This is a genomic window from Halomonas saccharevitans (assembly GCF_032333995.1).
Lineage (GTDB): Bacteria > Pseudomonadota > Gammaproteobacteria > Pseudomonadales > Halomonadaceae > Halomonas > Halomonas saccharevitans.
The window spans coordinates 38534-64425 of the sequence record NZ_JAVXUR010000008.1 but is presented as its reverse complement, the minus strand read 5'-3'; the positions used below and the strand labels follow the sequence as shown (position 1 = coordinate 64425).

Here is a 25892-nt window from a genome sequence, read left to right as displayed (position 1 = left end):
CGACCAGATGGGTCAGAAAGTCAATCCAACAGGCATTCGCCTGGGTATCGTCAAAGACCATACCTCGGTGTGGTATGCCGAGCGCGGCGCTTATGCCGACAAGCTGAACAGCGATCTCGAAGTGCGTCGCTTCCTGGAGGAGCGTCTGAAGAACGCCTCCGTGAGCAAGATCACCATCGAGCGTCCGGCCAACAACGCCCGCATCACCATTCACACTGCCCGTCCGGGCATCGTGATCGGCAAGAAGGGCGAGGACGTCGACCGTCTGCGTCGTGACGTCACTCAGATGATGGGCGTGCCCGTGCACGTCAACATCGAGGAAGTCCGCAAGCCGGAACTCGACGCCCAGCTCGTCGCGCAGAACATCGCCGGCCAGCTCGAGCGCCGCGTGATGTTCCGTCGTGCCATGAAGCGTGCCGTACAGAACGCCATGCGTCTGGGCGCCGGCGGCATCAAGGTGCAGCTCTCCGGTCGCCTCGGCGGCGCGGAAATCGCCCGCACCGAGTGGTACCGCGAAGGTCGCGTCCCGCTGCACACGCTGCGCGCGGACATCGACTACGCCACCTACGAAGCCAAGACCACCTACGGCATCATCGGTGTCAAGGTTTGGGTCTTCAAGGGTGAAATCCTCGGGGGCATCGAGGAGGTTCGTGCCAAGGCGAAGCAGCCGCAGGCCGCACCCTCCAAGAAGAAAGGTTCCAGGTAAGGGGAGAGCGAGTCGATGTTACAACCTAAGCGTATGAAGTTCCGCAAGATGCAGAAGGGCCGCAACCGTGGCCTGGCGCATCGCGGAAGCAAGGTGAGCTTCGGCGAGTATGGCCTCAAGGCCACTGGCCGGGGCCGTGTCACCGCCCGTCAGATCGAAGCAGGCCGTCGTGCCATTACGCGTCACGTCAAGCGTGGCGGTAAGATCTGGATCCGTGTCTTCCCCGACAAGCCGATTTCCAAGAAGCCGCTGGAAGTCCGCATGGGTAAGGGTAAGGGCTCCGTCGAGTACTGGGTCGCTCAGATCCAGCCGGGTCGGGTCCTGTACGAGATCGAAGGCGTTTCCGAGGAGCTGGCTCGCGAGGCATTCGACCTGGCCGCCCAGAAGTTCCCGGTCTCCACCACCTTTGTGAAACGGACGGTGATGTGATGAAAGCCCAGGAAATTCGTGAAAAGTCAGCAGAGCAGCTCCAGGAGCAGCTTTTCGAACTCCTCCGCGAGCAGTTCAACCTGCGCATGCAGAAGGCCACCGGTCAGCTGAGCCAGACTCATCTGCTCAAGCAGGTTCGTCGGGATATCGCCCGCGTGAAGACTGTGCTCAACGAGAAGGCAGGTGACTGAGATGGTCGAAGAGAAGAAAGCCCGTACGCTCACCGGCAAGGTGGTGAGCGACAAGATGGACAAGTCCATCGTTGTCATGATCGAGCGTCGTGAGCGCCACCCGATCTACGGCAAATATGTCAAGCGCTCCACCAAGCTGCACGCCCACGACGAGTCGAACCAGGCCAAGGCCGGCGACACGGTTTCCATTCAGGAGTGCCGTCCGTTGTCGAAGAACAAGTCCTGGACCCTGATCGAAGTCGTCGAACAGGCCAAGGGTTGATCGGCTCACGCCGGTTAATCCAGTGCAGTCAGATTAGGTTTGGAGAAAACCGATGATTCAGACTCAGACAATGCTGGATGTCGCCGACAACAGCGGAGCGCGCCGGGTGCAGTGCATCAAGGTGCTGGGCGGTTCTCACCGCCGCTACGCGCACGTCGGCGACGTCATCAAGGTCACGGTGAAGGAAGCCATTCCGCGTGGCAAGGTCAAGAAGGGCCAGGTCCTCAAAGCGGTGGTGGTTCGCACCCGTAGTGGCGTCCGTCGTAACGACGGTTCGCTGATCCGCTTCGATGGAAATGCGGCTGTGTTGTTGAACAACACCAACGATCAGCCGATCGGTACCCGTATCTTCGGGCCGGTGACGCGTGAGCTTCGCAACGAGAAGTTCATGAAGATCATTTCCTTGGCGCCTGAAGTGCTGTAAGGAGCGAGGCGGATATGCAAAAGATCAAACGTGACGATGAAGTCATCGTCATCGCCGGCAAGGACAAGGGCAAGCGTGGCACCGTGAAGCGGGTTCTCGAAAACCGTTTCGTGGTGTCCGGTGTGAACATGATCAAGCGTCACACCAAGCCCAACCCGATGGCGGGCAACCAGGGCGGTATCGTCGAGCGCGAGGCATCGATTCACGCGTCCAACGTGGCCATCTTCAACCAGGAGACCGGCAAGGCGGATCGCGTCGGCTTCCAGGTTCAGGAAGACGGTACCAAGGTACGTATCTACAAGTCGACGCAGTCGCAGATCGACGGCTAACGCGAGTCGGATAGCAAAATGGCGAACTTGAAAGAACGTTATCAGAACGAGGTGGTGGCTAAACTCCAAGAGCAGTTCAGCTACGCCAACGTGATGCAGGTACCCCGGGTCACCAAGGTGACACTGAACATGGGGATCGGCGAGGCGACCAGCGACAAGAAGCTGATCGACAACGCCATCGGCGACCTGGAGAAGCTCTCCGGTCAGAAGCCGCTGGTGACCAAGGCACGCAAGTCCATCGCGGGCTTCAAGGTGCGCGAAGGCTGGCCGATCGGGATCAAGGTGACCCTGCGCTCCGAGCGCATGTGGGACTTCCTCGATCGCCTGGTGAACATCGCGATCCCCCGCGTGCGTGACTTCCGTGGTCTCAACCCGAAGTCCTTCGACGGTCGTGGCAACTACTCCATGGGGGTGCGTGAGCAGATCATCTTCCCGGAGATCGAGTATGATAAGATCGATCGGATCCGTGGTCTGGATGTCACCATCACCACCACAGCCAACACCGATGAAGAAGGTCGTGCGCTGCTCGGCGCGCTGAACTTCCCGTTCAAGAAATAAGGGTGGGATCATGGCAAAGAAAAGCATGGTAGAGCGTGAGGCGAAGCGCACCAAGCTGGTGGCGAAGTATGCCGCCAAGCGCGCTGAGCTCAAGGCGCTTATCCAGGACGTGAACGCTTCTGACGAAGAGCGCTTCGACGCGCAGCTCAAGCTGCAGCAGTTGCCGCGTGACTCCAGCCCGGTGCGTCAGCGCAACCGCTGCCGTATCACCGGCCGTCCGCACGGCTACTACAACAAGTTCGGCCTCGGCCGCAACAAGCTGCGTGAAGCCGCCATGCGTGGCGATGTGCCCGGACTCAAGAAGTCCAGCTGGTAACGCCACGTAGAATCATCAGGAGCGCAACGTAAATGAGCATGCAAGACACTCTGGCGGATATGTTCACCCGTATCCGCAATGCGCAGATGGCCACCAAGGAGACGGTTTCCATGCCGTCCTCCAAGCTGAAGGTCGAGGTGGCCCGCGTGCTGAAGGAAGAGGGCTACATCGGCGATTTCGCCGTCAGCGAGTCCGCCAAGCCCGAACTGACCGTGACCCTCAAGTACTTCGAGGGTAAGCCGGTCATCGAGCACCTGCAGCGGGTTTCCAAGCCGTCCCTGCGCCAGTACAAGGGCAAGGACGCGCTGCCGAAGGTCGCCGAAGGTCTGGGCGTCGCCATCGTCACTACCTCCAATGGGGTGATGACGGATCGCGCGGCTCGTCAGGCGGGTGTCGGTGGCGAAGTCATCTGCACCGTATTCTAGGAGTTTGGAATGTCCCGCGTAGCCAAATATCCGGTCAAACTGCCCGCAGGCGTCGAGATCAAGCTCGACGGTGACCAGCTGTCCGTCAAGGGCAGCCAGGGCACCCTGTCCATGACCGTTCACCACGATGTGGTGATCGGTCAGGAAGAGGGACAGCTGACCTTCCAGCCGAGCGAAAGCGCGAAGAGCTGGGCAATGGTCGGTACCACCCGTGCCCTGGTTCAGAACCTGGTCACCGGTGTCAGCGAGGGCTTTACCAAGACCCTCGAAATCATCGGCGTCGGTTATCGTGCCCAGGCCAAGGGCCAGACGCTCAATCTTACACTGGGCTTCTCGCACCCGGTCGACTACACCCTGCCTGAAGGTGTCACGGCGGAAACGCCGAAGAACACCGTCATCGTGCTGAAGAGCGCGGACAAGCAGGCCCTCGGCCAGTGTGCTGCGGAAATCCGCGCCTTCCGTCCGCCCGAGCCCTACAAGGGCAAGGGTGTCCGGTACGCCGACGAGCAGGTGCGTCGCAAAGAAGCCAAGAAGAAGTAAGGCAGGGTTATGAACGCGAAGAAAGAATCTCGTCTCCGTCGTGCCCGCCGTGCTCGCGCCAAGATCCGCGAGCTGGGCGTGTATCGCCTGTGCGTCAATCGTACCCCCCGCCACATCTACGCGCAGATCATCTCGCCGGATGGTGGCAAGGTCCTCGCCAGCGCTTCCACGCTGGACAAGGCCCTGCGCGAGGGTGCGACCGGCAACGCCGACGCCGCCTCCAAAGTGGGCGCGCTGATTGCCGAACGTGCCAAGCAGGCTGGCATCACCCAGGTGGCTTTCGATCGTGCCGGCTTCAAGTACCACGGTCGTGTGAAGGCCTTGGCTGACGCCGCTCGTGAAGGCGGCCTGGAATTCTAAAGGGTTTTACGATGGCGAAGAACGAACAGCAAAACGGCGATCTGCAGGAAAAGCTCGTGCAGATCAACCGTGTCGCCAAGGTGGTCAAGGGTGGCCGAATCTTCGGTTTCACCGCCCTGACCGTCGTGGGTGACGGTAACGGTCGTGTGGGCTTCGGCCGCGGCAAGGCACGTGAAGTGCCGGTCGCGATCCAGAAGGCCATGGACCAGGCGCGCCGCAACATGGTCAAGGTGAACCTCACCGGTGGCACCCTGCAGTACCCGGTCAAGGCCCGTCACGGCGCCTCCAAGGTGTACATGCAGCCGGCCTCCGACGGTACCGGGATCATCGCCGGCGGTGCCATGCGCTCCGTGCTCGAGCTGGCTGGCGTGCATAACGTCCTGGCCAAGTGCTACGGCTCCACCAACCCGGTGAACGTGGTGCGGGCGACCGTTAACGGTCTGGCCTCCCTGCAGTCGCCGGAAGACGTAGCCGCCAAGCGCGGTCTGCCTGTCGAAGCGATCACGGGGTAAACACCATGTCAGCAACGATCAAGGTTACCCAGAACCGCAGCACCATCGGCGTACTGGCCAAGCACAAGGCCACCATGAAGGGCCTCGGCCTGCGTCGCATCGGTCACACGGTTGAGCTGGAAGACACCCCTGCCGTGCGCGGCATGATCCACAAGGTCAACTACCTTGTGCGTGTTGAGGGAGAGTAATCCATGAAACTCAATAGCCTGAGCCCGGCACCGGGCTCCAAGCACGCCGAGAAGCGCGTCGGTCGTGGCATCGGCTCCGGTCTGGGCAAGACCGGTGGCCGTGGCCACAAGGGCCTGAAGTCGCGCAGCGGCGGCAGCGTGAAGCCCGGTTTCGAGGGCGGTCAGATGCCGCTGCAGCGGCGCCTGCCGAAGTTCGGCTTCACCTCCGCGAAGTCGCTGGTTTCCGAGGAAGTCCGCCTGGCCGAACTGGCCCGGGTCGCGGGTGACGACGTCACCCTGGACACCCTCAAGGAAGCCAACGTGCTCAAGGATGCCACCAAGCATGCCAAGGTGATCCTTTCCGGCGAACTGAACAAGGCGGTCACGGTCCGCGGTCTCAAGGTCACCAAGGGTGCCCGTGCCGCGATCGAAGCCGCCGGCGGCAAGGTAGAGGACTAAATGGCTAAGTCAGGAAACATGCCGGCGATGGGTAGCGGTCTGGGTGAACTCTGGGCGCGTCTGCGCTTCGTGCTCCTCGCCATCGTGGTCTACCGTATCGGTGCCCACATCCCCGTTCCCGGTATCAATCCTGACCAGCTTGCTGCCTTGTTCAGGGAGCAGCAGGGCACCATCCTGGGCATGTTCAACATGTTCTCGGGCGGTGCCCTGGAGCGCATGAGTATCATGGCGCTGGGCATCATGCCCTACATCTCGGCGTCGATCATCATGCAGCTGATGACAGCGGTCTCGCCTCAGCTCGAGCAGCTGAAGAAGGAGGGTGAGGCCGGCCGTCGTAAGATCAGCCAGTACACCCGCTACGGTACGGTACTGCTGGCCCTGGTGCAGGCCACCGGCATGTCGGTGGGTCTCGCCAGCCAGGGGATCGCCTACTCGGCCGACTTCAGCTTCTACTTCACCGCCATCGTGACCTTCGTCACCGGGGCGGTGTTCCTGATGTGGCTGGGTGAGCAGATCACCGAGAAGGGTATCGGCAATGGTATCTCGCTGCTGATCTTCTCGGGGATCGTCGCCGGCCTTCCGGGCGCCGTGGGGCAGGCCTTCGAGCTGGCCCGCAACGAGGGTGCCTGGAACGTCCTGCCGCTGCTGGCCCTGACCGTGCTGGGCATCGCCACCGTGGCCTTCGTGGTGTTCATCGAGCGCGGCCAGCGTCGCCTCACCGTGAACTACCCGCGTCGCCAGGTAGGCAACAAGATGTATGCCGGCCAGAGCAGCTATCTGCCACTCAAGGTCAACATGGCGGGCGTGATTCCGGCGATCTTTGCCTCGAGCATCCTGCTGTTCCCGGCCTCGCTCGGACAGTGGGTCGGTGCCGGCGATGGCATGGAATGGCTGCAGAGCGCGTCCCAGGCCCTCGGTCCGGGACAGCCGCTCTACATCTTGCTTTTCGCCGCGGCGGTGGTATTCTTCTGCTTCTTTTACACAGCGCTGGTCTTCAACCCCAAGGATGTCGCTGACAACCTCAAGAAGTCAGGGGCCTTCCTGCCGGGCATCCGCCCCGGCGAGCAGACCGCTCGCTACATCGACAAGGTCATGACCCGCTTGACCCTGTTCGGCGCGCTTTACATCACTGCGGTTTCCCTGATGCCCCAGTTCCTGATCGTGGCCTGGAACGTGCCGTTCTTCTTCGGCGGCACTTCGCTGCTGATCGTGGTAGTGGTCATCATGGACTTCATGGCCCAGGTGCAGTCGCACCTCATGTCGAATCAGTACGAGTCGGTGATGAAGAAGTCCAACCTGAAAGGCTACGGTAGCGGCGGCATCATGCGCTGAGGCGCGCCGCTGGCGATTTGGAGAGAACGATGAAAGTTCGAGCTTCCGTGAAGAAAATGTGCCGCAACTGCAAGATCATTCGTCGCAATGGCGCCGTGCGCGTCATCTGCAGCGAGCCGCGGCACAAGCAGCGCCAGGGTTAATACCCGACGCTGCACTGAACCGGGTGCCGGCATGCCCCTTGTCCTCAGGCGAGGAAAGGGGTATGCTGTTGCGCCTTTTGTAGATGATTAATCGAGCAAGCCGCTCAAATTTCGGAGTAAGCTGATGGCCCGTATTGCAGGCGTCAATATCCCGGACAACAAGCATGCGGCGATCTCGCTGACCTATATCTTCGGGATTGGCCGTACTCGCGCGCAGGAGATCTGTGCCGCGACCGGCATCGCGCCGACCATCAAGATCCAGGAGCTGTCCAGTGAAGATCTGGATACCCTGCGCTCTGAAGTCGGCAAGTACACCGTGGAAGGTGACCTTCGTCGTGATGTGACGCTGAACATCAAGCGTCTCATGGACCTGGGTTGCTATCGTGGTCTGCGTCATCGTCGTGGTCTTCCGCTGCGTGGTCAGCGTACCAAGACCAATGCGCGTACCCGTAAGGGCCCGCGCAAGCCGATCCGCAAATAACACGCACGTTCTGGCGTAAAGACAGGAATAGACATCAACATGGCTAACCCGCGTAGCAACCGTAAAAAGGTTAAAAAGCAGGTCGTGGATGCCGTTGCGCATATCCATGCCTCTTTTAACAACACGATCATTACGATCACAGACCGCCAGGGCAACGCCCTTTCCTGGGCGACTGCCGGTGGTTCGGGTTTTCGTGGTTCTCGCAAGAGCACCCCGTTCGCTGCTCAAGTGGCAAGCGAACGTGCAGCGACCGCTGCAGCCGAGTATGGTGTGAAAAACGTCGACGTGCTGGTCAAGGGCCCCGGTCCTGGCCGTGAATCTGCCGTGCGCGCGCTCAATGCCGCCGGCTTCCGCGTGCAAAGCATCACCGACGCGACGCCCATTCCGCACAATGGCTGCCGTCCGCCGAAGAAACGCCGCGTTTAAGGAGACAGATTCATGGCTCGTTACATTGGACCGAAGTGCAAACTGTCTCGTCGTGAGGGGACCGATCTCTTCCTCAAGAGCGGTGTCACTCCCTTCGAGAAGAAGTGCAAATCCGAGCAGATTCCGGGTGTGCACGGCCAGCGCCGTCAGCGTCTTTCCGACTACGGCTTGCAGCTTCGCGAGAAGCAGAAAGTACGTCGCATGTACGGCGTACTCGAGAAGCAGTTCCGCAACTACTATAAGGAAGCGGCCCGTCTGAAGGGCGCGACCGGCGAGTTGTTGCTGCAGCTTCTCGAATCCCGACTGGATAACGTCGTCTACCGCATGGGCTTCGGCTCCACGCGCTCGGAGTCACGTCAGCTGGTCAGCCACAAGGCGATCTCCGTCAACGGCAAAACCGTCAACGTGGCGTCCTACCAGGTCAAGCCGGGTGACGTGGTCTCCGTCCGTGAGAAGGCGAAGAACCAGGCGCGCATCCAGACTTCCCTGGCCATCGCCGCCAACCGCGGCGACGTGGTGTGGGTCGAGACCGATGCCAAGAAGATGGAAGGCACTTTCAAGGCCCTGCCTGAACGCGGTGACCTGTCTGCCGACATCAACGAAAACCTGATCGTCGAGCTGTACTCCAAGTAAGCGGCGCCCGCGTCGTGTCGTCCCCGTCCGCGGGGGCGACCTGGAGTACCGACAATCCGTTTGGCAGCCTGATAGGTGTTCATATGCAGCGTTCAGTGACAGAGTTTCTCCGTCCTCGTGACATCAAGGTCGAAGAGATCAGCGCACACCACGCCAAGATCGTGCTCGAGCCTTTCGAGCGTGGCTTCGGCCACACGCTGGGGAATGCCCTGCGTCGCATCCTGCTCTCGTCCATGCCCGGCTGTGCCGTGGTGGAAGCCGAGATCGCCGGCGTCGAGCATGAGTACAGCGCGATCGAGGGCGTCCAGGAAGATGTCATCGAAATCCTCCTGAACCTCAAGGACGTGGCGCTCCGGATGCATAGCCGCGACGAGGCAGTGCTCTCGCTGAACAAGCAGGGGCCGGCCGTCGTGACGGCAGGGGATATCGCGCTCGACCATGACGTCGAGATCGTCAACCCCGAGCATGTCATCGCCCACGTCAACGAGGGATCCGAGCTGAAGATGCAGCTCAAGGTCGCTCGCGGCCGCGGCTATGAGCCCGCGGACGCTCGTGGCGACGCCGACGACGAGTCCCGCGCCATCGGTCGCCTGCAGCTGGATGCTACCTTCAGCCCTGTGCGTCGGGTTTCCTACTCGGTCGAGGCCGCGCGCGTCGAACAGCGCACCGACCTCGATAAGCTGATCATCAACCTGGAAACTGACGGCACCCTGGATCCGGAAGAGGCGATCCGTCGCAGCGCTACCATCCTGCAAGAGCAGCTGGCCGCGTTCGTCGACCTGGAAGCCGACAAGGAACAGGAAGTGGTGGAGGAAGAGGATCATATCGATCCGATCCTGCTGCGCCCCGTAGACGATCTCGAGTTGACCGTTCGCAGCGCCAACTGCCTGAAGGCCGAGAACATCTACTACATCGGGGATCTGATCCAGCGCACCGAGGTGGAGCTGCTGAAGACCCCCAATCTCGGCAAGAAGTCCCTGAATGAGATCAAGGACGTGTTGGCCGCCCGCGGGCTTTCTCTGGGCATGCGGCTGGAAAACTGGCCGCCCGCTAGCCTGAAGGACGACAAGGCCTCCGCGTGAGCCTCGACTCGAGTCCCAGTTTGGTAAGGAATCACAACCATGCGTCATCGTAAGAGTGGTCGTCACCTGAATCGTACCAGCACGCATCGTCAGGCCATGTTCAAGAACATGTCTGTCTCGCTGGTCGAGCACGAAGTGATCAAGACAACCCTGCCCAAGGCCAAGGAGCTGCGTCGCGTCATCGAGCCGCTGATCACCCTGGCCAAGCAGGACAGCGTCGCCAACCGTCGTCTGGCCTTCAGCCGTACCCGCTCCAAGGAAACGGTCGGCAAGCTCTTCAACGAGCTGGGTCCGCGTTACGCCGAGCGTCCGGGCGGTTACGTCCGTATCCTCAAGTGCGGCTTCCGCACCGGCGACAACGCCCCCATGGCCTTCGTCGAACTGGTCGACCGTCCGGTCGTCGAGGAAGCCGTCGAGGAGTGATCCTCGACCGGTGACCTTTACGTCCCGAGACCCAAACCGGCTCCCCCAGGGAGCCGGTTTTTTTGTGCCTGACGTATGGCTGAGTAGTGGCAGGGGCTCGGCGCGATAGCCTCCGATCGAGGCGGCCGCGCCGGGTCATGGGATCAGGCCGGGACGGTGTCGTCGCCGGCCTTGCTGCGTTCGAGCAGCGGCTTCAGGAAGCGTCCCGTGTGTGACGCCTCGTGGCGCGCCACCTGCTCCGGCGTGCCCTCGGCGACGATCCGCCCGCCGCCGGAGCCGCCCTCGGGGCCGAGGTCGATCAGCCAGTCCGCGGTCTTGATCACGTCCAGGTTGTGCTCGATCACCACGATGGTGTTGCCGTGATCGCGCAGGCGGTGCAGCACCGTGAGCAGCTGGCGGATGTCCTCGAAGTGCAGGCCGGTGGTCGGCTCGTCGAGGATGTAGAGCGTCTTGCCGGTATCGCGCTTGGCCAGCTCGCGGGCCAGCTTGACCCGCTGGGCCTCGCCGCCGGAGAGCGTGGTGGCACTCTGGCCCAGGCGGATGTAGGAGAGCCCGACGTCGAGCAGGGTCTGCAGGCGCCGCGCGATGGCCGGCACCGGCGAGAAGAACGCCAGCGCCTCCTCGACGGTCATCTCCAGCACCTCATGGATGCTCTTGCCCTTGTAGGCGATCTCCAGGGTCTCGCGGTTGTAGCGCTTGCCCTTGCAGACGTCGCAGGGCACGTAGATATCCGGCAGAAAGTGCATCTCCACCTTGATCATGCCCTCGCCCTGGCACGCCTCGCAGCGACCGCCCTTGACGTTGAAGGAGAAGCGGCCGGGCTTGTAGCCCCGGGAGCGCGCCTCCTGGGTGCCGGCGAACAGCTCGCGGATCGGCGTGAAGATGCCGGTGTAGGTGGCCGGGTTCGAGCGCGGCGTGCGCCCGATGGGGCTCTGGTCGATGTCGATCACCTTGTCGAGATGCTCGAGGCCCTCGAGGCGATCGTGATCCGCCGGGCTCAGCGACGTGGCGCGATTGAGCTCGCGGGCGGCGATGGGCATCAGGGTGGCGTTGATCAGCGTCGACTTGCCGGAGCCCGAGACGCCGGTGATGCAGACGAAAAGCCCCAGCGGAAGCGTCAGGGTGACCTCCTGGAGGTTGTTGCCCCGCGCGCCGGAGAGGCGCACCACCTTCTCGGGATTGCCAGGAATGCGCCACGGCGGCACCTCGATACGCCGGCTTCCGCACAGGTACTGGCCGGTGAGCGAATCGGGCGTCGCCATGATGTCCTGGGGGGTGCCCTGGGCGACGATCTGCCCACCGTGGACGCCGGCCCCGGGGCCGATGTCGAGCACGTGGTCGGCGGCGCGGATGGCATCCTCGTCGTGCTCGACCACGATGACGGTGTTGCCCAGGTCGCGCAGCCGCTCCAGGGTCTGCAGCAGGCGGTCGTTGTCGCGCTGGTGCAGGCCGATGGAGGGTTCGTCGAGGATGTACATCACCCCGACCAGGCCGGCACCGATCTGGCTGGCCAGGCGGATGCGCTGGGCCTCGCCGCCGGAGAGCGTCTCGGCGCTGCGCTCGAGATTCAGGTAGTCGAGCCCGACGTTGACCAGGAACTCCAGGCGCGCGTGGATCTCGTTGACGATCTTCACGGCGATCTCGCCGCGTCGCCCCGGCAGGCTGAGCTGGCCGAAGTAGGCCAGCGCCTCGCCAATGGGCAGCCGGACGAGCTGCGGCAGGGTGTTGTCGTCGATGTAGACGTGCCGCGATTCGCGGCGCAGCCGCGAGCCGTGGCAGGTCGGGCAGGGCTGCACGGCGATGTGGCGGGCCAGATCCTCGCGCACCATGCTCGACTCAGTCTCGCGATAGCGGCGCTGCATGTTGGGCAGCACGCCCTCGAAAGGGTGCTCGCGGGTGACCTTGCGGCCGCGGTCGTTGACGTAGTGGAAGGCGATGTCGTCGCTGCCGCTGCCGTGGAGGATGACCTCGCGCTCATGGCGGGCCAGGTCCTGCCAGGGCGTCTCAAGGGTGAAGCGATAGTGGTCGGCGACGGCCTGCAGCTGGTTGAAGTAGTAGACGCTGCGCCGGTCCCAGCCCTTGATCACGCCCTCGGCCAGGGAGAGTTCGGGGTGGCTGATCAGCTTGTCGGGATCGAAGAACTGCTGCACGCCCAGGCCGTCGCAGGTCGGGCAGGCGCCGGCGGGGTTGTTGAAGGAGAACATGCGCGGCTCGAGCTCGGCGATGGAGTAGCCGCATACCGGGCAGGCGAAGCGTGCCGAGAAGGCGAGGTCCTCCGCCTCGCCGTCCATGAAGTGGATCATGGCGGTGCCGTCGGCGAGGTTGAGCGCCGTCTCGAAGGATTCCGCCAGGCGCTGCTGGAGCCCCTCGCGGACCTTGATGCGGTCGACCACCACGCTGATGTCGTGCTTCTTGTTCTTGTCCAGCGGGGCGATGTCGTCGAGCTCCAGCACCTGGCCGTCGACCATGGCGCGGACGAAGCCCTGGGCGCGCAGTTCTGCCAGCAGCTGCAGGTGTTCGCCCTTGCGCCCCTTGACCACCGGGGCCAGCAGCATCAGTTTGCTGCCCTCGGGCAGGGTCAGCACCTGGTCGACCATCTGCGACACGGTCTGCGCCTCGAGGTCCTCGCCGTGCTCGGGGCAGCGCGGCGTGCCGGCCCGGGCGAACAGCAGGCGCAGGTAGTCGTAGATCTCGGTGATGGTGCCCACGGTGGAGCGCGGGTTGTGCGAGGTGGACTTCTGCTCGATGGAGATCGCCGGCGACAGCCCCTCGATGTGATCGACGTCGGGCTTCTCCATCATCGACAGGAACTGGCGCGCGTAGGTGGAGAGGGACTCCACGTAGCGGCGCTGGCCCTCGGCATAGAGGGTGTCGAAGGCCAGCGACGACTTGCCCGAACCGGAAAGCCCGGTGACCACGATCAGCCTGTCGCGGGGCAGTTCGACGTCGATGTTCTTCAGGTTGTGGGTGCGCGCACCCCTGACCAGAATTGTGTCCATTCGCACCTCGCCGGACGCGGCAAAACCTCGATTATACGGGGCGGGCCGCACCGGCGGCAAAGCGCCGCCGTCCTCGGCTTTCCCTGGGGGGTGGCGAGCCGCTAGAATATGCGGTCCATCTCCGGGCCCCCAGGGTCCGCCCACGGAAGTTCTAATCGCTATGCGAAAGGTCTCAGGACTGCTGTTAGCCACCGAGCGTCGAGCCATCACCGGGCTGGCCGGGCTCTACGCCACGCGCATGCTCGGGCTGTTCATGGTGCTGCCGGTGCTGGCCCTGTATGCCGACGACCTCGCGGGGGCCACGCCGCTGCTGGTCGGCCTGGCGCTGGGCATCTATGGCCTCACCCAGGCGGTGCTGCAGATCCCCTTCGGGCTGCTCTCCGACCGCCTGGGGCGCAAGCCGGTGATCGCCGTCGGGCTGCTGCTGTTCATGCTCGGCAGCCTGGTGGCCGCCCAGGCCGACTCCATCGGCGTGGTGATCCTGGGGCGCTGCCTGCAGGGCAGCGGTGCCGTGGCCGCGGCCATCATGGCGCTGCTCGCCGACCAGACCCGCGAGGAGGTACGCACCGCCGCCATGGCCACCATCGGGCTCTCCATCGGCGTGGCCTTCGCCGTGGCCATGGTGCTGGGGCCCTGGATCGCCGCGGATTATGGTCTGTCGGGCGTCTTCTGGTTCACCGCCGCCCTGGGGCTGCTGGGCATGGCGGTACTGTGGAAGCTGGTGCCGCCGGCGCCGCGTCGCGTGCGTCACCGCGACGTGGGCATGGACCGCGAGCAGCTGCGCGGCATCCTGGCGCGCAGTGACCTGTGGCGCATGGATCTCTCGATCTTCGCCCTGCACCTGGTGCTGATGGCGATCTTCGTCGCCGTGCCCTTCCGGCTGGTAGAGGCGGGAATCGCCGTCGAGCAGCACGGCCTGACCTATCTCGGCGTCATGCTGCTGGCCTTCGTGGCCATGGTGCCGCTGGTGATCGTCGCCGAGAAACAGCGCCGCATGAAGGCCATGTGTCTCTCCGCGATCACCGGCATCACCCTGAGCCTGTTCGGGCTGGCGGGCCTCGGCGAGGGTGTCTGGGCGCTGTTCGGCTGGCTGCTGCTGTTCTTCATCGCCTTCAACCTGCTCGAGGCGACCCTGCCCTCGATGCTCAGCAAGCTGGCCCCGGCCGGCGCCAAGGGCACCGCCATGGGCGTCTACTCCACCAGCCAGTTCCTGGGCGCCTTCCTCGGCGGGGTGCTCGGCGGCTGGCTAGCCCAGCAGTGGGGGCTCTCCGCGGTCTTCATCGGCTGCGGCCTGCTGGGCCTGGCCTGGCTGGCGGCGATGGCCGGCATGACACCTCCCCGCCATCTCTCCAGCGAGGTGGTGGCGCTCGACGACAACGAACAGGATGACGCCCTGGAGACGCTGATGGCGCGCTTCGCCGACGTGGCCGGGGTGGAGGACGTGCTGGTCGTTCCCGAGGAGCGCCTGGCCTATCTGAAGGTCGACCGGCAGCGCCTCGACGAGCAGGCCCTGGCGCGCCTCACCGGCTCCGGTAATCCCCACAGCGGCGCTTGAGCCGCGTATGATCCGGTAAGGGCGCCCTGGGTGCCGCTCGATCGTCGTATAACGCATTTCATGACAGCAAGGAGTTCCCCATGGCCCGTGGCATCAACAAGGTCATCCTCATCGGCAACCTCGGCCAGGACCCGGAAGTGCGCTTCACGCCCTCCGGCACTGCCGTGGCCAACCTCAACCTGGCCACCAGCGACACCTGGATGGACAAGCAGAGCGGCCAGCGCCAGGAGCGCACCGAGTGGCACCGGATCGTGCTGTTCAACAAGACCGCCGAGATCGCCCAGCAGTACCTCAAGAAGGGCAGCAAGGTCTACATCGAGGGCCGCCTGCAGACCCGCAAGTGGCAGGACCAGAACGGCCAGGACAAGTACAGCACCGAGATCGTCGCCAACGACATGCAGATGCTCGACGGTCGCGGTGACGGCGGCCAGGGCGGCGGCTTCGGCGGCGGCCAGCAGGGCGGCGGTCGACCCCCGCAGCAGGGCGGTCAGTACGGCGGTGGTCAGCCCCCGCAGCAGGGCGGTCAGTACGGCGGCGGCCAGCCCCCCCAGCAGGGTGGCAATTTCGGCGGCGGTCAGCAGCCGCCCCAGCAGGGCGGCCAGTACGGTGGCGGTCATCCCCAGCGTCCGGCCCCGCAGCCGGCACCGCCCCAGCAGGGCGGCAACTACGGCGCCCCGGATCCGGGCAGCTTCGATGATTTCGACGACGAGATCCCGTTCTAAGCGAGCGTTAGCCGAGGAGATGTCGTGAAGCTGCTGATTCTGGAGGCCGGCCACTGCCTGAGCCTGGCGATGGCCCGCGAGGCCAACCGGCGCAGCGATACCGAGCTCACCATCGAGCCGGCGTTGCAGACCACGCCGACGCGGCTCGAGACGCTGCGCCCGGATGCGCTGGTGATCCCGCCGCTGTCGCGGCCGCTCAGCGCCGAGCCGGCGGCCGTCACGGCCCACGCCGAGGCGGTCGAGGCCTGCATGGAGACCTGTCGCGAGGCGGGCATCCCGCTGGTGTGGTGCGTCTCCGACCAGCTCTACGAGGACGGCTTCGACGTTCCCATCGACGAGCACGTGATCCCCGAGCCCCGGGACGACGGCCTGCGGCGGCTGGTGCGCACCGGTGATCGGATCCGCGCCGAGCTGCCGCACCATCTGATCGTGCGTCTGGGGCCGCTGTTCGCCCTGGAGGGCAGTCATGCCTGGCTCGGCGAGCTGCTCGATACCTTCATCGAGGGCGGTGAGGTGCGCGCCGAGTCCGACGTGATCTTCTGCCCGACCTCGGCGGATGCCGTGGCCATGGCGCTGATCGGCATGCTCCAGCAGCAGCACTGCAGCGCCGACGCCTGGGGCAGCTATCACCTGGCCGGCACCGAGCCGGTGAGCGCCTTCACCTTCGTCTCGATGGTGCGCACCCAGCTCGATACGCGCCTCGAGGGGCGCGGCGAGCGGGTCGCGCTGGGCAACGCCAAGGCGCTCAAGCATCACCACGACCAGCCGCTGCGCCGGGTGCTGAACTGCCGGCGGGTGCTGGACGTGTTCGGCGTCCATCAAAAGCCCTGGCGCCTGGAGGTCGGCCGCATGCTGGATGCCTGGTGCCTGGTCAGGGCCGAGGAGTCCACGCCGCAATGAATGTGATCCGCAGCCTGATCTTCTATGTCGGCTATGTCCTGGCCATGCTGGTCTGCGGGGTGCTCTTCCTGCCCCCGGCCCCCTTCCTGCCGCTGCAGTCCCGCTACCGGCTGCTCAACCTCTACAACCACTTCATCATCGCCTGGTTCCGCCTGATCTGCGGCGTGCGCTATGAGTTTCGCGGCCATGAGCGCCTGCCGGACGGCCCCTGCGTGATCCTCTCCAACCATCAGTCCGAGTGGGAGACGGTCTACCTTCAGCTGCTGCATCCGCCGGTCTGCACGGTACTCAAGCGCGAGCTTTTGAACATCCCGATCTTCGGCTGGGCGCTGCGCCTGCTGCACCCCATCGCCCTGGACCGCTCGCGACCGGCCAGAGCGATGAAGCAAGTACTCACTCAGGGCAAGGCGCGCCTCGAGTCGGGGCTCTCGGTGCTGATCTTCCCCGAGGGCACCCGGGTTTCGCCGGGGACGCGCGTGCGCTACAACAAGAGCGGCGCGGTGATCGCCTGTCGCGCCGGGATGCCGGTGGTGCCGGTGGCCCACAACGCCGGAGAGCGCTGGCCGGGTCGTCACTGGGTCAAGAAGCCGGGACGGCTGACCCTGGAGGTCGGTCCGCCGATCGAGACCGAGGGGCGCACGGCGGAAGAGGTGATGGCCGAGGCGGAGGCCTGGATCGAGGCGCGCCTGGCCGAGATCTCCGAGGTGCCGCGGCCCGAGACGGCCGAGCCGGTGAAGCGCCCGGCCTGAGCCGGTCTCGACCCCTCGTGGCCAATGCAAGCATGGTCAACGCAAGAAGGCGCCCCTCGGGGCGCCTTCTTGCGTTCTTGCGTCGATCGATGTGCCGCGCTGGATCAGTGACTGAGCTCAGTCCTTGAACTTCTCCAGCACCAGGCAGGCGTTGGTGCCGCCGAAGCCGAAGCTGTTGGACAGCACGCGCTCGACCGCCACACCATCGCGGCGTTCGGTAACGATGTCGAAGCCGGCCGCCTGCTCGTCCAGGTGCTCGATGTTGGCCGAGGCGGTGATGAAGTCGTTCTCCATCATCAGCAGCGAGTAGATCGCCTCCTGCACGCCGGTGGCGCCCAGCGAGTGACCGGTCAGCGACTTGGTCGAGCTCATCGCCGGCGTCCGGTCGCCGAACACCTCGCGGATCGCCTTCAGCTCCGCGACATCGCCCACCGGGGTGGAGGTGCCGTGGGTGTTGACGTAGTAGATGTCGCCGTCGACCGTGGCCATGGCCTGACGCATGCAGCGCGCCGCGCCCTCGCCGGACGGGGCGACCATATCGTGGCCGTCGGAGGTGGCACCGTAGCCGACGACCTCGGCGTAGATCTTGGCACCACGGGCGCGGGCGTGCTCCAGGTCCTCGAGCACCAGCATGCCGCCGCCGCCGGCGATGACGAAGCCGTCGCGGGCCTGGTCATAGGGGCGCGAGGCCTTGTCCGGCGTCTCGTTGTAGTGGGTCGACAGTGCGCCCATGGCATCGAAGAGGCAGGATAGGGTCCAGTGCTCTTCCTCGCCGCCGCCGGCGAACACCACGTCCTGCTTGCCCAGCTGGATCTGCTCGACGGCACTGCCGATGCAGTGGGCCGAGGTAGCGCAGGCCGAGGAGATCGAGTAGTTGACGCCCTTGATCTTGAACGGTGTTGCCAGGCAGGCCGAGACGGTGCTGCCCATGGTGCGGGTGACCCGATAGGGACCCACGCGGCGCAGGCCCTTCTCGCGCATGACGTCGGCGGCTTCGACCTGGTTGGCGCTGGATGCGCCGCCGGAGCCGGCGATCAGGCCGGTGCGCTCGCTGGAGACCTGTTCCGGCGTGAGGCCGGCATCCTCGATGGCCTGAGCCATGGAGACGTAGGCGTAGGCCGCGGCATCGCCCATGAAGCGGCGCAGCTTGCGGTCGATCAGGGCGTCCAGGTCGATGTCGACGCTGCCGGCTACCTGGCTGCGGAAGCCGCGCTCGGCATACTCTTCCTTGAAGCGAATGCCCGAGCGCCCGTTCCTGAGCGCCTCCAGAACCTGCTGTGCGTCGTTGCCCAGGCAGGACACGATGCCCAGGCCGGTGACTACCACTCGTCGCATGGGAGCCTCCTGTTCAGAAATTCGCGGTGGAGGTGAACAGGCCGACGCGGAGGTCGTTGGCCTGATAGATGTCGCGGCCGTCGACGCACACGGTGCCGTCGGCAATGCCCAGGATCAAACGCCGGGTGATGATGCGTTTGATATTGATGCGGTAGGTGACTTTCTCGGCCTCGGGCAGGATCTGGCCGGAGAACTTGACCTCGCCGCAGCCCAGGGCGCGGCCGCGACCGGGGTGGCCGAGCCAACCCAGGTAGAAGCCGACCAGCTGCCACATGGCGTCCAGGCCCAGGCAGCCGGGCATCACCGGGTCACCGGGGAAGTGGCAGTCGAAGAACCACAGGTCGGGGCGGATATCCAGCTCGGCGATCAACTCGCCCTTGCCGTGATCCCCGCCTTCCTCGTGGATGTGCATGATGCGATCGAGCATCAGCATGTTGGGGGCCGGCAATTGCGCATTGCCCGGACCGAACAGCTCGCCGCGCGAGCAGGCCAGCAGTTCTTCGCGATCAAAGGAGTGTTGCTTGGTCACTGAATCGTTCCGAGTGTCGGGATCATGGTCTGCCGAAAGCGGCCTGGGGCCGCCGGGCGGCTGTGCCTAGTCTACTGTCCACACTCGATGAATGCACGCCGAGCGGGTCGCCAGGCCGCTCTCGAGCCAGAGGCGGTGCCACGCGCGGCCGACCTTGCAGCGAGCCGCGCGGCGCGAGCTCGTGCGGACGAGGCGCGTGGCGATCGCCGCCGGCCCGGGAAAATCGCCCGTCGAGGAGGGGTTCAGCTCCCGCCAGGACGGCCGATAACCCTTTCACAGCCCCGGTGCGTGCCGCGGCGTCACTCCATCCACTAAGTGAGCGTCAGCCCATGTGGCCAGCCTTCTCCCTCAACCGACCGATGGCCTGGATGGCCCTCTCGGCCTTCTCGGCCAGCATCTGGCTGCCCGGCGTTCCGCTGCGCCTGGCCGCGGCCGTGCTGGTAGCGCTCGGACTGCTGGATGCCTGGCGCCAGGTGCGCCTGGAGCACCAGCGCTCACGCCTGGGGGAGGAGGCGCTCTCGCTCTCGGACGAGGGCGTCATCATCACCGATGCCGCCAACCGTATTCAGGCCGTCAACCCGGCCTTCACCCGCATCACCGGCTATACCCTCGAGGAGGTGCGCGGCCGCGTCGCCAGTTCCCTGTCGGCCCCGCGCCACGACAAGGCGTTCTACGAGCACTACTGGCAGGTCCTGCACAGCACCGGCCGCTGGGAAGGGGAAATATGGAGCCGGCGCAAGCAGGGCGACGAGTATCCCGAATGGCTGCGGGCCCGGGTCGTCGCGGACGAAACGGGCCGCATCACCCACCATGTCTGCCTGTTCACCGATATCTCCGTCCACAAGGCCCGTGAGCGCGATCTGCAGCGCATCGGCTTCGAGGATCCGCTGACCGGCCTGCCCAACCGTCGGCGGCTGAACGACCTGCTGGCCTCGCGGCTGCGCCATCTGCGGGCGGGCGAGAGCCTCGACATGGCGCTGATCGACATCGACGGCTTCAAGGAGATCAACGACGGCCTCGGGGTGGAACTCGGCGATCGACTGCTCGCGCGCTTCGGGCAGCGGCTGGCTCGGCACGTGGCCGGCGGCGTGGTCGGGCGACTGGGCGGTGACGAGTTCATGGTGATCCGCGTCACCACCCACAACGACCACGATCGCTGGATCAAGGGGCTGCAGGAGCATCTCGGTCAGCCCTTCGAGATCGACCGGCACAGCCTGCGGCTGGGCCTGACCATCGGCAGCTGCCGCTGCCCGGAGGATGGCCGGGAGTCCGGCGAGCTCTTCCAGCGGCTGGAATCGGCGCTGTTCAGCGCCAAGCGCAACGGCCGCAACCACAGCCAGCGCTTCCGGCCTGCCCTCGACGTCCAGGCCAGTCCGCAGCTGGGCCTGCTCAACGACCTGCGCAATGCGCTGGCGGTCGGCGGTCAGCTGGAGCTGCACTACCAGCCCCAGTACCGGCTGGCGGACGATCGCCTGGTGGGGCTGGAGGCCCTGCTGCGCTGGCGTCATCCTCGGGACGGCATGATCTCGCCCGGCGACTTCATCCCGCTGGCCGAGCGCCACGGCCTGATGTCGACCCTCGGCGACTGGGTGATCGACCAGGCGTTGGCTCAGCTGGCCCACTGGCAGCGCAAGGGTCTGCCGGAGGCGGTGGTGTGGATCAATATCTCGGCCATGCAGCTGTTCCAGGGCGACCTGGAGACGGCGCTCGCCTCCGGGCTCGCCCGTCATCGGGTGCCGGCGCGTCTGCTGGGGCTGGAGCTGACCGAATCGGTGCTGCTCGACGAGCGGGCCGGCGACATCGCTCCGCGGCTGGAGCGGCTGCGCGGCCAGGGTCATCGCGTGGCCATCGATGATTTCGGTACCGGCTACTCGTCGCTGGGCTACCTCAAGCACCTGCCGCTGGACAAGCTAAAGCTCGATCGCGCCTTCATCCGCGCGCTGCCTGATGATCGCGCCGATGCCGCCATCGTCTGTGCTGTCCTGGCCATGGCCGAAGGGCTGGGACTTGAGGTCGTGGCGGAGGGCGTGGAGACCGAGCCGCAGCGCGACTTTCTGCTGGCTCAGGGCTGCGCCGAGGTGCAGGGATTCTTCTATGCAAGGCCCCAGCCGGCGGCGCGGCTGGAGGCCGAGTGGCAGGCGCAGGCCTCAGCGGGGTCGTTCACCCAAGGCCAGCGAGTGGCCGAGGCGACGGCTTAGCGTCAGGCAGATCAGCGCCCAGGCCAGCGCCTCGACGGGCAGCAGCCAGGGGGCCAGCTCGACGCCGGCGAGTCGCGCGCCGGCATAGTAGGAGAGCGGGCCGCTGGTGGCGCCGCCGAGCACGGCGAGCCAGGGAAGCTGCCAGAGCCAGGCCAGCGAGTGATGAATCAGGGTGGCGAACAGCGGCCAGAGCAGCCACAGCCAGGGCGGCATGCCGGCGATGGCGAACGTGCCGTCGGGGAACGCGAAGCCGCCGGCCAGCACCAGCATGCCGTCGACTGTGAGCCCCAGCGCGGCGAATGCCGCCAGCCAGCGCCACTCCCCGGGGCGACCCAGCCAGGCCAGATGCAGCGTGACGATCAGCCCCACGACCAGCAGCCCGACCAGCGAGCCGCCCATCACGCAGGCGAACCAGCCTGCCTGGAAGGCGGCCAGGTTGAACAGCAGCCGGCCGGTGCCCTCGGGCAAGTTGAGTCTCACAGGTCCCCCGTCAGCGGTGCCGGCCGGGCGCCGGGCTTGGCCAGCAGCAGCTGGCAGGTGCCGATGCTGCGTTCCATGAAGCCGCCCTCGCAGTAGCAGAGGTAGTAGCGCCACATGCGGATGAAGCGCTCGTCGTAGCCGAGCTTGCGCACGGTCTCGAGGCTCGCCTCGAAGCGGTGGCGCCACTCGCGCAGGGTGCGGGCGTAGTGCAGGCCGATCTCGTCCAGGTCGGTCAGGTTGAGCGAGGTGTGGCGGGTCACGCCGTCGAGGATGGCGCGATGCGAGGGCAAAAAGCCCCCGGGGAAGATGTAGCGCTTGATGAAGTCCATCTCGCGCTTGGCCTCCTCGTAACGCTGGTCGCGGATGGTGATCGCCTGCAGCATCGCCTGGCCGTCGTCGGTAAGCAGGCGATCCAGCGTCGCCAGGTAGGTGCCGAGGTACTGATGGCCCACCGCCTCGATCATCTCCACCGAGATCAGCCGGTCAAAGCGCCCCTCGAGCTTGCGATAGTCCTGCTGCAGCAGGGTGATGCGATCGCCGAGCCCCTCCTCCTCGATGCGTTTGGCGGTGAAGGCGTGCTGCTCCGCGGAGATGGTGGTGGTGGTGACCCGGCAGCCGCGGGTCTTGGCCGCGTGGATGGCGAGCCCGCCCCAGCCGGTGCCGATCTCCAGCAGGTGGTGGTGGGCCTGGACGTCGAGCTTCTCGAGCATCAGGTCGAGCTTGTGGGTGGAGGCCTCCTCGAGGCTCGCCTCGGCGTGGGGGAAGACCGCGCTGGAATACATGCGGTGGTCGCGGTCGAGGAAGGTGGAGAAGAGCGCGTTGCCGATATCGTAGTGGGCGGCGATATTGCGCTTCGAGCCGCTCAGGCTGTTGCGCTGCAGGCGGTAGAGCCCGCCCAGCAGCCAGCGGCCGAGCCGTGCGGTGCCGTTCTCCATCTCGCCGTTGACCCGCTCGAGGTTGGCGGCGAACAGCCGCACCAGGGCCACCGGGTCGTCGGCGTCCCAGTCGCCGTCCATGTAGGCCTCGGCGGCGCCTACGGTGCCGCCCAGGGCCAGGCGCTTCCAGGCGCGGTGATGGCGCACCACCAGCGTCACGCGCAGCGCGCCGCCCTGGCCCAGGCGATGACGCTGGTGACCGTCGGTCAGGATGATAGTGCCGCCCTCCAGGCGGTCGAGCTGAGCCACGACCCGCGGCTTGAGCCAGCGAGTCAGGCGATCACCCTCGGCGGTCAGGGGACGGGCGGTGGCGGAGCGAAGCGTGTTCACGGCGAGCTCTCCTCACGGGAAGGGGGGTCTTGTCCGGGGTGGTCATGGACCGGAATGCGCTTCAGCCATAGCCGTAGCGCCTCGAAGTGGATGCCGGCCAGCGTCTTCAGGCTCATCCAGGGCTGGCGCGCCAGGGTGGCGAGCAGCACGCCGCGGGTCGCCGGGCGGCCCTGTAGGGTCAGGGTGGCGTCGAAGTGGCGCTGGCCCTCCTTCCAGTTCTCCATGTGCATCGTCAGCGACTCGCCGGGCGTATCGAAGCGCCAGCGATAGCTCATGTTCATGGGGTTGAAGGGTGACACGTGCATGGCCTTGTCGAATTCGGCGGTGTGGCCATGGCGCCTGGGCTCCACGGCGCAGGCATAGCGGGTGCGCTCGCCCCAGGGCGTGTTGCTCACTTCGCCGAGCAGGGCGCGCAGCTCGCCGCGGGCATCGAAGGCGTAGTAGAGCGAGACGGGATTGAAGCCGAGTCCCAGGGTGCGCAGCTGGGTCAGCACGCAGATGCGACCGTCCGGGGCGCTGCCGAGCTGGCGCTCGAGCTCCTCGCGCACGGCCTGCTTCAGCGGGCGGTCGTGGGGGCCGAGGTAGTCGTGGCGGCGAAAGCGCGCCAGGGCCGGTCGCCGCGCGCTGAAGGCGGGCACGCCGTCGAACAGTTCAGGCATCTCGTCCAGGTCGAGCCAGGCCATCCACAGGTCATAGCTGAAGGCGTGGGGGCGGGGCAGGAAGCGTCGATGGCGCAGGCTGCCCCGGTAGATCCGCGAGCGCGGTGTTCGCCTCATGCCGCGCTCTCCTCGGCCGTCTTCGATCGGCTGACCAGGCGCTCGCCCGGGCCCTGTTCGTCGCAGCCCAGGTCTCGGGCGACCCGCAGGGCGCTCCAGACGCCGTCCTCGTGGAAGCCGTTGCGCCAGTAGGCGCCGCAGTAGTGGGTGCGCTGAACGGGGCCCGAGATCTCGCCATGGCGAGCCTGGGCCGCCTGGCCGGCCAGGGTGAACTGGGGGTGGGCGTAGGTGAAGCGGCCCAGCACCTTGGCGGGGTCGATGGCGGCGCTGTCGTTCAGGGTCACGCAGAAGGTGTGTGGGGCCGTGATGCGCTGCAGGATGTTCATGTCGTAGGTGACCGAGACGCGAGCGTCATCGCCGCGGCCGTCGAGCCGGTAGTTCCAGCTCGCCCAGGCGCGCGGCCGACGCGGCAGCAGGCGGGTGTCGGTGTGCAGTACCACCTCGTTGTCCCGGTAGGGCATGGCGCCGAGGATCTCGCGCTCGGCGGCGCTGGCGTCGTCGAGCATTTCCAGGGCCTGGTCGGCGTGGCAGGCCAGCACCACCTGATCGAAGGACTCCACGCCAGCATCGCTTCGCACCTCAACCCGGTCGGCATGGCGGCGAATGCCGCGCACCGGGGTCGAAAGCCGGATGCGCTCGGCGTAGGGGGCGGTCAGGGCGGGGATGTAGGCGCGCGAACCGCCGATCAGGGTGTACCACTGGGGACGGTCGTTGACCGACAGCAGGCCGTGATGGCGGAAGAAGCGCACGAAGAACAGCAGCGGAAAGTCGCGCAGGTCGCTGATGCTCGCCGACCAGATGGCCGCCCCCATGGGCAGCAGGTAGCGCTGCTGGAAATCGTCGTCGTAGCCGCCGGCGTCGAGCCAGGTGCCCAGCGTCATGGCCGGGTCCAGCCGCCCCCCCTCCAGCGCCTGGGTGGCCTCGCGGTTGAAGCGCAGGATGTTGCGCAGCAGCCGGTAGAAGCGGGGGCGCAGCAGGTTGCCCCGCTGGGCGAAGAGGCTCGCCAGGGTGTGGCCGTTGTATTCGAAGTCGCGGGCCGTTTCGTGTACCGAGAAGCTCATCTCGGTGGGCTGGGCGGCGACCCCGAGGCGCGCCAGCAGCCGCTGGAAGTGTGGATAGGTCCAGTCGTTGAAGACGATGAAACCGGTATCGATGGCGTAGTCTCGGCCGTCGAGCGAGACGTCGATGGTCGCGGTGTGGCCGCCGAGGCGGTCCTCGGCCTCGAAGAGCGTGACCTCGTGGTGGCTCGACAGGTACCAGGCGGCCGCCATGCCGCCGATGCCGCTGCCGATCACGGCGATGCGTTGGACGGCACCCCGCTGGGCGGCACTCCGTCGGGCGGCGCTCCGCTGGGCGGCGTCATGAGGAGGACGGATTGGCGCGTTCATCGGCGGGCCTCCATGGGCGATGCCTGACGGGTCATGCGCAGGCCCAGACGGTGGCGCAGGCCGGGGGGCAGGATACCCATCAGCCGCACCAGCAGCGTGAAGCGGCGCGGGAAGTGAATATCCAGGCGGCGGCGCTCCAGACCGGTGAGGATCGCCTCGGCGGCGGCGTCGGTGGAGATGCGCATGGGCATGTCGAAGTCGTTGCGGTCGGTGAGCGGCGTCTTCACGAAGCCGGGATGGATCAGGCTGACCCCGATGCCCTCGCCGGCCAGGTCCAGGCGCAGCGACTCCATGAAGTGGCTCAGCGCCGCCTTCGAGGCCCCGTAGGCCTCGGCCCGGGGCAGCGGCAGATAGGCCGCGGCGCTGGAGGTGGCGGCCAGCAGCGGATGGCCGCCCTCCGAGCGGGCGCGGCGCATCAACGGCAGGGCCGCGTCGGTGCAGTAGACGGCGCCGAAGAAGTTGGGGGCGAAGACGCGCTCGACGAGATCGACCTCGAAGTCGCCGGCGTCCAGATATTCGCAGGTGCCGGCGTTGAGGATCGCCAGGTCCAGGCCGCCGAAGGCCTCGGCCAGGCGCTCACCGGCTCGCTCGACGGCCTGGCGATCGGCCACGTCCAGGGGCAGCGGCAGGGCGTTGTCATGGCCCTCGCAAAGCTCGGCCAGAGCCGACTCGCTGCGCGCGCTGAGTGCCACCCGGTGCCCCTGCTCGAGCAGGCGCTCGGCGAGGGCGCGGCCGATGCCCGAGGTGGCCCCCGTCAGCCAGATGCGCTGTGTGTCGCTCGCGTTGGTCATGCGCTTT

At 65.9% G+C, this 25892-nt stretch carries 34 protein-coding genes; 26 read left to right on the top strand and 8 right to left on the bottom strand.

Annotated features, from left to right (window positions below):
• Positions 1-7 precede the first annotated feature (7 nt).
• The 21 genes from rpsC (at position 8) to rplQ (ending at position 10198) form a co-directional block, all read left to right on the top strand.
• Entirely contained in the window at positions 8-706 is a 699-nt protein-coding gene (gene rpsC / locus RSO68_RS15555) for a 30S ribosomal protein S3 (RefSeq protein ID WP_089848246.1), read from the top strand.
• A 15-nt stretch (positions 707-721) separates the two neighbouring features.
• Positions 722-1135 (top strand): 50S ribosomal protein L16, encoded by a 414-nt coding sequence (gene rplP, locus RSO68_RS15550; protein WP_089848245.1) that lies wholly within the window; start codon positions 722-724, stop codon positions 1133-1135.
• The gene (gene rpmC, locus RSO68_RS15545; protein WP_040183129.1) at positions 1135-1326 is read left to right on the top strand and encodes a 50S ribosomal protein L29; all 192 of its coding nucleotides are present in this window, start codon (positions 1135-1137) and stop codon (positions 1324-1326) included. The genes rplP and rpmC overlap by 1 nt, the downstream gene beginning before the upstream one ends.
• A gap of 1 nt (position 1327) precedes the next feature.
• The gene (gene rpsQ / locus RSO68_RS15540) at positions 1328-1588 is read left to right on the top strand and encodes a 30S ribosomal protein S17 (RefSeq protein ID WP_071943809.1); all 261 of its coding nucleotides are present in this window, start codon (positions 1328-1330) and stop codon (positions 1586-1588) included.
• A gap of 52 nt (positions 1589-1640) precedes the next feature.
• On the top strand, positions 1641-2012 hold the full coding sequence (rplN, locus tag RSO68_RS15535; protein ID WP_089848244.1) for a 50S ribosomal protein L14: 372 nt from the start codon (positions 1641-1643) through the stop codon (positions 2010-2012).
• Between the two features lie 14 nt (positions 2013-2026).
• Positions 2027-2341 carry a 50S ribosomal protein L24 gene (gene rplX, locus RSO68_RS15530; protein WP_089848243.1) on the top strand — a complete coding sequence of 105 codons (315 nt, stop codon included), beginning with the start codon at positions 2027-2029 and terminating at the stop codon, positions 2339-2341.
• 18 nt (positions 2342-2359) lie between these two features.
• On the top strand, positions 2360-2899 hold the full coding sequence (rplE, locus tag RSO68_RS15525) for a 50S ribosomal protein L5 (protein ID WP_089848242.1): 540 nt from the start codon (positions 2360-2362) through the stop codon (positions 2897-2899).
• A gap of 10 nt (positions 2900-2909) precedes the next feature.
• On the top strand, positions 2910-3215 hold the full coding sequence (rpsN, locus tag RSO68_RS15520) for a 30S ribosomal protein S14 (RefSeq protein WP_089848241.1): 306 nt from the start codon (positions 2910-2912) through the stop codon (positions 3213-3215).
• Positions 3216-3247: 32 nt separating this feature from the next.
• A complete protein-coding gene (rpsH, locus tag RSO68_RS15515) occupies positions 3248-3640 on the top strand; it encodes a 30S ribosomal protein S8 (protein ID WP_089848240.1) in 393 nt (130 codons plus the stop codon).
• Between the two features lie 9 nt (positions 3641-3649).
• On the top strand, positions 3650-4180 hold the full coding sequence (gene rplF / locus RSO68_RS15510) for a 50S ribosomal protein L6 (protein ID WP_089848239.1): 531 nt from the start codon (positions 3650-3652) through the stop codon (positions 4178-4180).
• 9 nt (positions 4181-4189) lie between these two features.
• The gene (rplR, locus tag RSO68_RS15505) at positions 4190-4540 is read left to right on the top strand and encodes a 50S ribosomal protein L18 (protein WP_089848238.1); all 351 of its coding nucleotides are present in this window, start codon (positions 4190-4192) and stop codon (positions 4538-4540) included.
• Positions 4541-4551: 11 nt separating this feature from the next.
• A complete protein-coding gene (gene rpsE / locus RSO68_RS15500; protein ID WP_089848236.1) occupies positions 4552-5052 on the top strand; it encodes a 30S ribosomal protein S5 in 501 nt (166 codons plus the stop codon).
• Positions 5053-5057: 5 nt separating this feature from the next.
• On the top strand, positions 5058-5240 hold the full coding sequence (gene rpmD, locus RSO68_RS15495) for a 50S ribosomal protein L30 (protein WP_089848235.1): 183 nt from the start codon (positions 5058-5060) through the stop codon (positions 5238-5240).
• A gap of 3 nt (positions 5241-5243) precedes the next feature.
• On the top strand, positions 5244-5678 hold the full coding sequence (gene rplO / locus RSO68_RS15490; RefSeq protein WP_138181607.1) for a 50S ribosomal protein L15: 435 nt from the start codon (positions 5244-5246) through the stop codon (positions 5676-5678).
• Positions 5679-7010, top strand: coding sequence for a preprotein translocase subunit SecY (gene secY, locus RSO68_RS15485; protein WP_089848228.1), 1332 nt, complete (start codon positions 5679-5681; stop codon positions 7008-7010).
• A gap of 29 nt (positions 7011-7039) precedes the next feature.
• Complete coding sequence (gene rpmJ, locus RSO68_RS15480) at positions 7040-7153, top strand: 50S ribosomal protein L36 (protein WP_008959154.1); 114 nt, start codon at positions 7040-7042, stop codon at positions 7151-7153.
• A gap of 124 nt (positions 7154-7277) precedes the next feature.
• On the top strand, positions 7278-7634 hold the full coding sequence (rpsM, locus tag RSO68_RS15475) for a 30S ribosomal protein S13 (protein WP_089848226.1): 357 nt from the start codon (positions 7278-7280) through the stop codon (positions 7632-7634).
• A gap of 39 nt (positions 7635-7673) precedes the next feature.
• Complete coding sequence (gene rpsK / locus RSO68_RS15470) at positions 7674-8060, top strand: 30S ribosomal protein S11 (protein ID WP_013331014.1); 387 nt, start codon at positions 7674-7676, stop codon at positions 8058-8060.
• Between the two features lie 12 nt (positions 8061-8072).
• Positions 8073-8693, top strand: coding sequence for a 30S ribosomal protein S4 (gene rpsD / locus RSO68_RS15465; protein ID WP_089848224.1), 621 nt, complete (start codon positions 8073-8075; stop codon positions 8691-8693).
• Positions 8694-8776: 83 nt separating this feature from the next.
• Positions 8777-9775 carry a DNA-directed RNA polymerase subunit alpha gene (locus RSO68_RS15460; RefSeq protein ID WP_315587240.1) on the top strand — a complete coding sequence of 333 codons (999 nt, stop codon included), beginning with the start codon at positions 8777-8779 and terminating at the stop codon, positions 9773-9775.
• 39 nt (positions 9776-9814) lie between these two features.
• Positions 9815-10198 (top strand): 50S ribosomal protein L17, encoded by a 384-nt coding sequence (gene rplQ, locus RSO68_RS15455; protein WP_315587239.1) that lies wholly within the window; start codon positions 9815-9817, stop codon positions 10196-10198.
• Between the two features lie 143 nt (positions 10199-10341).
• Here rplQ and uvrA read toward each other — a convergent pair whose 3' ends face one another.
• On the bottom strand, positions 10342-13197 hold the full coding sequence (gene uvrA, locus RSO68_RS15450; RefSeq protein ID WP_089848214.1) for an excinuclease ABC subunit UvrA: 2856 nt from the start codon (positions 13195-13197) through the stop codon (positions 10342-10344).
• 160 nt (positions 13198-13357) lie between these two features.
• Here uvrA and RSO68_RS15445 point away from each other — a divergent pair, with 160 nt between their 5' ends.
• From RSO68_RS15445 to RSO68_RS15430, 4 genes are all read left to right on the top strand, one after another.
• Complete coding sequence (locus RSO68_RS15445; RefSeq protein WP_315587238.1) at positions 13358-14752, top strand: MFS transporter; 1395 nt, start codon at positions 13358-13360, stop codon at positions 14750-14752.
• Positions 14753-14832: 80 nt separating this feature from the next.
• Positions 14833-15474 carry a single-stranded DNA-binding protein gene (ssb, locus tag RSO68_RS15440; RefSeq protein WP_315587237.1) on the top strand — a complete coding sequence of 214 codons (642 nt, stop codon included), beginning with the start codon at positions 14833-14835 and terminating at the stop codon, positions 15472-15474.
• Between the two features lie 24 nt (positions 15475-15498).
• Positions 15499-16374, top strand: coding sequence for a sugar nucleotide-binding protein (locus RSO68_RS15435; RefSeq protein WP_315587236.1), 876 nt, complete (start codon positions 15499-15501; stop codon positions 16372-16374).
• Entirely contained in the window at positions 16371-17123 is a 753-nt protein-coding gene (locus tag RSO68_RS15430; RefSeq protein WP_089848208.1) for a lysophospholipid acyltransferase family protein, read from the top strand. Before RSO68_RS15435 ends, RSO68_RS15430 begins: the two co-directional genes overlap by 4 nt.
• 117 nt (positions 17124-17240) lie before the next feature.
• Here RSO68_RS15430 and fabB read toward each other — a convergent pair whose 3' ends face one another.
• Positions 17241-18458, bottom strand: coding sequence for a beta-ketoacyl-ACP synthase I (gene fabB, locus RSO68_RS15425; protein WP_315587235.1), 1218 nt, complete (start codon positions 18456-18458; stop codon positions 17241-17243).
• A 13-nt stretch (positions 18459-18471) separates the two neighbouring features.
• Positions 18472-18987 (bottom strand): 3-hydroxyacyl-[acyl-carrier-protein] dehydratase FabA, encoded by a 516-nt coding sequence (fabA, locus tag RSO68_RS15420; protein WP_089848204.1) that lies wholly within the window; start codon positions 18985-18987, stop codon positions 18472-18474.
• 329 nt (positions 18988-19316) lie between these two features.
• Between fabA and RSO68_RS15415 the strand changes: the two genes are divergently transcribed.
• Positions 19317-21185 carry a putative bifunctional diguanylate cyclase/phosphodiesterase gene (locus tag RSO68_RS15415; protein ID WP_089848202.1) on the top strand — a complete coding sequence of 623 codons (1869 nt, stop codon included), beginning with the start codon at positions 19317-19319 and terminating at the stop codon, positions 21183-21185.
• Here RSO68_RS15415 and RSO68_RS15410 read toward each other — a convergent pair.
• Genes RSO68_RS15410 through RSO68_RS15390 form a run of 5 tightly spaced genes read right to left on the bottom strand, consistent with a single transcriptional unit; the run spans position 21135 to position 25885 of the window.
• Positions 21135-21653, bottom strand: coding sequence for a DUF2878 domain-containing protein (locus RSO68_RS15410; protein ID WP_315587234.1), 519 nt, complete (start codon positions 21651-21653; stop codon positions 21135-21137). The two genes, RSO68_RS15415 and RSO68_RS15410, sit on opposite strands and share 51 nt — an antisense overlap.
• An 8-nt stretch (positions 21654-21661) precedes the next feature.
• Positions 21662-22930 carry a cyclopropane-fatty-acyl-phospholipid synthase family protein gene (locus tag RSO68_RS15405; protein ID WP_315587233.1) on the bottom strand — a complete coding sequence of 423 codons (1269 nt, stop codon included), beginning with the start codon at positions 22928-22930 and terminating at the stop codon, positions 21662-21664.
• Positions 22927-23706, bottom strand: a complete 780-nt coding sequence (locus RSO68_RS15400) for a DUF1365 domain-containing protein (protein ID WP_089848200.1) — start codon at positions 23704-23706, stop codon at positions 22927-22929. The genes RSO68_RS15405 and RSO68_RS15400 overlap by 4 nt, the downstream gene beginning before the upstream one ends.
• Positions 23703-25094 (bottom strand): NAD(P)/FAD-dependent oxidoreductase, encoded by a 1392-nt coding sequence (locus RSO68_RS15395; protein WP_315587232.1) that lies wholly within the window; start codon positions 25092-25094, stop codon positions 23703-23705. Before RSO68_RS15395 ends, RSO68_RS15400 begins: the two co-directional genes overlap by 4 nt.
• Complete coding sequence (locus tag RSO68_RS15390; RefSeq protein WP_315587231.1) at positions 25091-25885, bottom strand: SDR family NAD(P)-dependent oxidoreductase; 795 nt, start codon at positions 25883-25885, stop codon at positions 25091-25093. Before RSO68_RS15390 ends, RSO68_RS15395 begins: the two co-directional genes overlap by 4 nt.
• Positions 25886-25892: the final 7 nt, after the last annotated feature.